This window comes from bacterium (assembly GCA_035703895.1).
Lineage (GTDB): Bacteria > Sysuimicrobiota > Sysuimicrobiia > Sysuimicrobiales > Segetimicrobiaceae > Segetimicrobium.
The window spans coordinates 1-6,396 of sequence record DASSXJ010000318.1; the positions used below are offsets into that span (position 1 = coordinate 1).

7 protein-coding genes are annotated in these 6,396 nt (G+C 68.0%); 5 read left to right on the plus strand and 2 right to left on the minus strand.

The window, feature by feature from the left end:
* A partial coding sequence (locus tag VFP86_20900) for a hypothetical protein (protein HET9002107.1) occupies positions 1–190 on the plus strand: 190 nt, incomplete at its 5' end.
* Between the two features lie 110 nt (positions 191–300).
* On the plus strand, positions 301–2,118 hold the full coding sequence (locus VFP86_20905) for a sialidase family protein (protein HET9002108.1): 1,818 nt from the start codon (positions 301–303) through the stop codon (positions 2,116–2,118).
* 89 nt (positions 2,119–2,207) lie between these two features.
* Here VFP86_20905 and VFP86_20910 read toward each other — a convergent pair whose 3' ends face one another.
* Positions 2,208–2,705, minus strand: coding sequence for a hypothetical protein (locus VFP86_20910; GenBank protein HET9002109.1), 498 nt, complete (start codon positions 2,703–2,705; stop codon positions 2,208–2,210).
* Positions 2,706–2,873: 168 nt separating this feature from the next.
* Between VFP86_20910 and VFP86_20915 the strand changes: the two genes are divergently transcribed.
* The 3 genes from VFP86_20915 to VFP86_20925 are packed head-to-tail and all read left to right on the plus strand — an operon-like array spanning position 2,874 to position 5,803.
* Positions 2,874–3,521 (plus strand): hypothetical protein, encoded by a 648-nt coding sequence (locus tag VFP86_20915; protein HET9002110.1) that lies wholly within the window; start codon positions 2,874–2,876, stop codon positions 3,519–3,521.
* Positions 3,522–3,539: 18 nt separating this feature from the next.
* Positions 3,540–4,970 (plus strand): dihydroorotase family protein, encoded by a 1,431-nt coding sequence (locus VFP86_20920; GenBank protein ID HET9002111.1) that lies wholly within the window; start codon positions 3,540–3,542, stop codon positions 4,968–4,970.
* A complete protein-coding gene (locus VFP86_20925) occupies positions 4,967–5,803 on the plus strand; it encodes an aspartate dehydrogenase (protein ID HET9002112.1) in 837 nt (278 codons plus the stop codon). The genes VFP86_20920 and VFP86_20925 overlap by 4 nt, the downstream gene beginning before the upstream one ends.
* On the opposite strand, the gene VFP86_20930 is transcribed toward VFP86_20925, so the two are convergent.
* Positions 5,796–6,239 carry a MaoC family dehydratase gene (locus VFP86_20930; GenBank protein ID HET9002113.1) on the minus strand — a complete coding sequence of 148 codons (444 nt, stop codon included), beginning with the start codon at positions 6,237–6,239 and terminating at the stop codon, positions 5,796–5,798. The genes VFP86_20925 and VFP86_20930 overlap by 8 nt on opposite strands.
* Positions 6,240–6,396 lie beyond the last annotated feature (157 nt).

Genomic DNA, 6,396 nt, shown 5'->3' on the forward strand with positions numbered 1-6,396 from the left:
CGCCAACATTGTCATCGATCGGGCGGAGACGCTCCTCGGAGCGGTGTTTGGCAAGCACGTCCGCATCGCCGGCTCCACTGCGTCGATTCTCGATCCGGCGGAAGGGATGGGCAGCGAGAACACGGCGATCCGCCCGTCTCCTTTTCAGTACGTGATGCGCTGGTACGACAACCCGGCCATGAGCCCGTAAGATTGAGCGCCGCAGAGGGGATGACGGGCGAAAGGGGGGTGAGGCTGCGAGAGCGCGCTCGGGCGAGCCGACCGCGTACGACAACGGCATACACATGAGGGGGGGACTGTATGGCTCTCTTGCGCCTTGGTGTTGGTGTGCTTGCGCTGGCGCTTGTTGTGGGCATCATGAATGGGACCATCTCCTCGCAACCGATCGTGCCGCGCACGAACGCCATCTTGGAACACAGCCTGGCCGTCGAGACAGGCCAGGCGACCCTCCGGCTACACGAACGGCTGATCTCCGGCGGGGTCATGGATGCCGCCTGGCACGCCAGGTACGGAGAAGGCGCCGGCCCCGGCTCCCGCGCCCGCAGCCTCCGGCTCCCGGAGGGTGTCAAGACCAAGACCCTCGGCTGTCCCAACGTGTTCCACGGGAAGTTTGATAACATCCGGGCGAACCAGGACTGCTCGTTCCGCCGGCACGCGGAGGAGCAGATCGCCATCGACCCAACCGACCACACGCACCTCATCGCGGGCCAGAACGACAGCCGCATCGGCTTCAACCACTGCGGGATCGACTACTCCTTCGACCGGGGCAGGCATTGGGGCGACCAGCTCCCACCCTTCTGGCAGTTTGCCCTCAAGGACGGGCACGTGTCCGACGCCGCAAGCGATCCGGCGATGGCCTTCGACTCGCAGGGTAACGTCTACTTCACCTGCATTGTGTTTGACGTCGTGGCGGCGGCTAACGCGATCGTCGTCACCAAGTCCAACGCCGCGTTCGGCGGCTCGTTCTTCCACAGCCCGGCCGGCGGGCCGCTCGTGGACAACCCTCTTGGGATCGTGGCCAACGACAACGACCCGGTCATCTTCAACGACAAGGAGTTCATCGCCGCGGACTCCCACATCGCCAGCCCGAAGCGGGACAACGTCTACGTCACCTGGACTCGCTTTAGCGCCACCGACAGCCCCATTTACTTCTCCCAGTCCAAGGACGGCGGCGCAACCTGGTCCCCCGGGGTCGAGATCAGCGGCGCGAGCAGCGCGTGCATCCTGGCCAACCAGTTTGCCCCCACGACCCCGGCCAACAGGTGCAACCAAGACCAGGGGTCCTGGCCGGTCGTGGGGCCCGATGGGACCCTCTACGTCTTCTTCAACAACGGGAACACGCCGACGATCGTGAACCAGCACATGCTCGTCAAGTGCCTGGGCACGGCCGACTGCACGAACAAGGCCAATTGGTCGGAGCCCGTCAAGGTGGCCGACGACTTCGACACCCAGCCGTTTTTCCTCGGTCCCCAACTCAACGATCCGGTGACAGGATGCCCCCGAGGCCGGCAGTGCCTGCCGCCCAACGGCTACCGGCTGAACGACTTCGGCGCGGGCGCGTTCGACCCCAACTTCGGGTCACAGGGACGGCTATACTTCTCCTGGTCCGACTTCCGCAACGGCGGACCCTGCGCCACGAGCGGCGGGCTCCCCGTCGAGCCGTGCGCCAACCACAACAACGACGTGTTCATCGTTCACTCCGACAACGGCGGGGCCACGTGGTCGGCCCCCAAGCTCGTGAGCAGCGACGACAAATCCGGGGCGGCCCAGTGGCAGTCCTGGATGGCGGTGGGCCCGGAGGGGAACGTCTACATCGCCTACTACGACCGGCAGCATGGCTGCGAGTCGAGCGGCTGCAACGATATCACGCTGGCCGTGTCCACCAACCATGGGACGTCCTTTAAGCACTTCCGCATCACGACGGCGTCCATGCCCAACCTGACGCCGGCGAACAACTCCGCACAGATGGGCTTCCTCGGGGACTACATGAGCGTGGCCGCGGACTCGCACGGGGCCGTCATCGTCTGGGCCGACACCCGGTCGCACAACCCGGCATTGGTTTCGGCCGCGGAGGATGTCTACTTCGCGGACTTCCCGCTGAGTACATTGGGACACTAGACCGTCGGCACACCGCGGGCTTCGGGCCGGGGATCGGCCCGAAGCCCGCGCGACTTCTTTAGGAACCGCAAGTGCCCGTCGGTGGGAAACTACTGTACGCGCAGCACGGGGGGCGTCTTGAGCTGGACGAAGCCGACGGGCAGCGAGGACCGGGCCACCCGCACGATCTGGAATGGCGCCGTCGAAGAGTTGGCCGTCGCCGCGGGGAGCGGCCGGGTGTCCCGCAGCGTGTACGCCACCTCGAGCCGGTCGGGCGTCGCCGCGATCTTGGTGATGGCGAGGATCGCGGAGTCGGACGCCTGGCCGGCAAACACGGCGATCACCATGTCGCGGTCGAAGTCCACGACGGGGGGCGGACCCGCGTCCGGGCCGGCGTGCCGGCGCCAGAGGGTACGCCACGCCGTATCGTCGCGGATCACGAGGCGCTCCGGGAGCCGCACCCCCGAGATCTTCCCCTCGGCAATCGTCACGAACGGCACGGTGCGACCACTCGTGACCTGCGCACCCGCGCCGGTCAGCGCCGCCAACACCAGGAGGCACGCGAGCCCAGCACGGGGCCCGTGGCTGATCAGAAATCGTCTCGTCACCATGCGCCTCACCTTGATATCCCACCCCTCAGCCTCTCCTACGGGTGCGCGCCCGGAAACGTTCCTCCGCCCGGCCGCGCGACAGCGCACAGGTCTCCCGGCGCGGCGAGACGATCCAGGTGTTATCATGGGGACGCATCCCCAACCACAGCAGATAGGAGGGCGGCCGTGTCGATCGAGCCCACGGTGCACGAAGAGGAATACCTGGTGGACAGCGACATCCTTAAGGAGTTCATCGGCGAAGTCACGCCGGTGGTTCGCCATACCTCGTCCCCCGAGGAAGCCGCGGCCAAGCTCCGTCCGGCGTTTTCGCGCCTGCTGGGCGATCGGCGATGGTTGCCCGACAAATTCAGGGCGCCGTGTGAGAGCGGTGGCATGGGCGGCGGCATCGGCCAGTGGCTCTTGTATCGCTCGGCCGACCGCTCGCTCACGCTCTTCAGCCTGGTCGTGCCCTCCGGGTCGGCGACCCCGGTTCACGATCATCTAGCCTGGGGGTTGGTTGGGCTCTACGAGGGCGCCCAGGAGGAATCGATCTACCGGCTGGTCGGCGGTACCGGCGAAGGACACGGGAACCTGGAACTCGTGACCGTGCGACAGCTCCGGGTCGGCGATTTCTACGAACTCATCCCGCCCGACAACGATATTCACGGCGTGCGGACGACCTCCCCGACCGCGTCGGTCTCCCTCCACCTCCTCGCCAAGGATATCGGATGCGCCTGGCGGCACGCGTACGATCCCGAAAAACAGACCATACGCCCGTTCCGCTCAGGATACACCAACGCCAAGTGCGAGGACGAGCCGGCGGCCGGCCGCTGAGGGAGCAGGGACCCGGGTATGCCGAAGCCGCCGGAGTTCGACCTCGTCGTGAGCGGGCGCATCGTGCTACCCGAGCGGGTCCTCGACCACGGCTACGTCGCCGTTCGTCGCGGCCGGATCGCCGCGGTCGGAGCCGAGGAGTCGCCCCCGCGGGGGGCACGGGTCGTGCAGGCCGACCACGCGTATGTTCTGCCGGGGATCGTCGATACGCACGTGCACACGCGAAGCGAGCCGGGCGAGGGCATCACCCGGTGCACGCAAGCCGCGGTCGCGGGCGGGGTGACGACGATCGTGGACATGCCGTACGATATGCCCGCGGCCGTTCCGGATCTCGAGACCTTCACGAGGAAGATCGCAGACGTCGCCGCCCAGGCGGTCGGAGACGTCGCGCTGTACGGAACGATTCGCAGGGAGGGTGGCCTCGACGAGATCGAGCGGATCGCCGCCGCCGGCGCGTGCGCGTTCAAGATGGCCACGTACGAGGCCGACCCGGTCCGCTTTCCCCGGATCCCCGATGGGGAGCTCCTCGCCGCGTTCCACCGGGTCGCCCCACTCGGCCTCCCCGTCGCGGTGCACTGTGAGAACCAGGACATCGCCGATCGGGGCGCGGCCCGGGAGCGCGCCGCCGGACGGACCGATCCGCTCGCCCACGGGCGATCGCGGCCGCCCGTCTCGGAGACCGAAGCGGTCGGCCGCGTGCTCGAGCTGGCGGTCGGGACGGATGTCCACGTGCACATCGTCCACGCCAGCGTCCCCCGCTCCTTCGACCTCGTGGAGCGGTACCGGCAAGAGGGCGGCCGCGTCACCGCCGAGACGTGCATCCAGTACCTCGTGCTCGATGAATCTTCGATGGCCCGCCTCGGGGCGCTTGCGAAAATCAACCCGCCCCTCCGGAGCCGCGACCACGTCGAGGCGTTATGGCGGTATCTGGCCGCCGGCCGGATCGATCAGGTGACCTCCGACCACGCCCCCTGGCTCCTCGCGCGAAAGAGCGATCCGGATATCTTCGCGAACGCGTCGGGCGCCCCGGGGGTCGAAACGCTGTTGCCGTTGCTGTACCACTTCGGCGTCGCCTCCGGCCGGATCTCCATCCTCGAACTCGCCACCCTGCTGTCCGAGCGGCCCGCGCGCAACTTCGGGCTGGCTCCCCGCAAGGGCCGGCTGACGCCTGGGGCGGACGCCGACCTGACGATCCTCGACCCGGACGCGGTTTGGACGATCCGGGGGAAGGACCTCCATAGTGGCGCCGGCTGGACCCCCTTCGAAGGGCTGGAGATCCGGGGCCGGGTCGCCCAGACCTTCGTCAGAGGCCGCGCAGCATACGAGCGCGGCGGGGTCGTGGCACGTCCCGGCGACGGCCAGTTCATCTCGCCGGTGCGCGATGTCCCGGGACGCGGAACGGCGCCCGGGGTGCCTGCGCCGGCGGATCTCGGAGGAGTTCGCGCATGACGGCCACCGCGAGCGCGAGCCGCATCCTGGGTCTGATCGGCGTCGGCACCATCGGCGGCCAGGTCCTTCAGGCGCTTGCCACGAAGCGGATCCCGTACGATCGCGCGGTGGTCCTGGCCCGGTCACGGCGCGAGGACACGGAGAATCGCGTTGTGGGCGCCGGCGGATCCATCGTGTACGACGTCGCGCCCCTGATCAGCGCACGCCCCGCCGTGGTGCTCGAAGCCGCCGGCCACGAGGCGGTGCGGGCCTACGCGCTCCCCATCGTCAAGGCCGGCCTCAACATGATCCTCATGAGCATCGGCGCGCTGGCCGACGAGACGGTCCGCACCCCACTCGAAGACACCGCCAGGCAGAACGGCGCGACGATCTGGCTCCCCTCGGGGGGCGTGGGCGGACTCGATGCGCTGGCGGCGGCCCGGGCGCTCGGCGACCTGGAACGCGTGACCCACCGGACGATCAAGCGCCCGGAAGGACTGAGTACCGCGCCCTACGTGGTGGCGCAAGGCTTGCTGCGGGAGACCCTGTCGGAACCCCTCGTCGTCTACCGCGGCTCGGCGCGCGAGGCGGTGGGACACTTCCCGCAGAACGCCAACATCGCCGCCGCGGTGAGCCTCGCGGGCATCGGCTTCGATCGGACCCAGGTCGAGATCGTAGCCGATCCTTCGATCCCCCGATCGGTGCATGAGATTCGGGCCGAAGGGCGCTTCGGGACGTTTACGCTGCACTTCGAGAACGTCATGGACCCCGCCAACCCGCGCACCTCGCGCCTCGCTTGTCTCAGCGCCGTTGCGGCGCTGCAGCGCCGCCAGGGGGTGTTCCGGCTCACCTGACCGCTCCCGGCCGAAGCGTGTACGTCCACGCATCGGCTTCGAGCACGACGTCTCCACGCTGATTGCTGATCGCGAAGGTCAGGTGGCATACCGGTTTGTCGGGTTTGAGGGCCACCACTTCCACCTTCGCCGTGAGGACGTCGCCCACAAAGACGGGCGCCCGATACGTGAGGGACTGGCTCATGAAGACGGTTCCCGGTCCGGGAAGGTCCATCGCCACCAGGGCGTTGAGGAGGCCCGCCGTGATGCCCCCTTGGGCGACCCGGCGCCCGAACCGCGTACGTGCGGCGAAGTCGTTGTCGAAGTGGAGCGGGTTGTAGTCGCCCGTGATCTCGGCGTACTTTCGGAGATCGTCATCGGTCACTTTTTTTGTCCGTGTGGCCGACTGCCCGACACGGAGCGCGAGCGGTCCTATCGGATCCGGCGCGTGGTCCATTGCTCCCTCAGCCAAAACAGATTGAACAGCGACGGATTCAGCTTCGGAGCGGCGGCCTCCTCGTTACGCGGCGATGCTGATCCCCTGTGCGCTGGGATAGCCGGCCGGGGCTCACATAGCAGCGGGGCCGCAAGCGGAGGAAACGAGTGCCCGTCGT

Excerpts from the sequence above, each read along its gene's own strand:
- VFP86_20920 (HET9002111.1), top strand. The coding sequence starts at position 3,540 with ATGCCGAAGCCGCCGGAGTTCGACCTCGTCGTGAGCGGGCGCATCGTG.
- VFP86_20905 (HET9002108.1), top strand. The coding sequence starts at position 301 with ATGGCTCTCTTGCGCCTTGGTGTTGGTGTGCTTGCGCTGGCGCTTGTT.
- VFP86_20925 (HET9002112.1), top strand. The coding sequence starts at position 4,967 with ATGACGGCCACCGCGAGCGCGAGCCGCATCCTGGGTCTGATCGGCGTC.
- VFP86_20930 (HET9002113.1), bottom strand. The coding sequence starts at position 6,239 with ATGGACCACGCGCCGGATCCGATAGGACCGCTCGCGCTCCGTGTCGGG.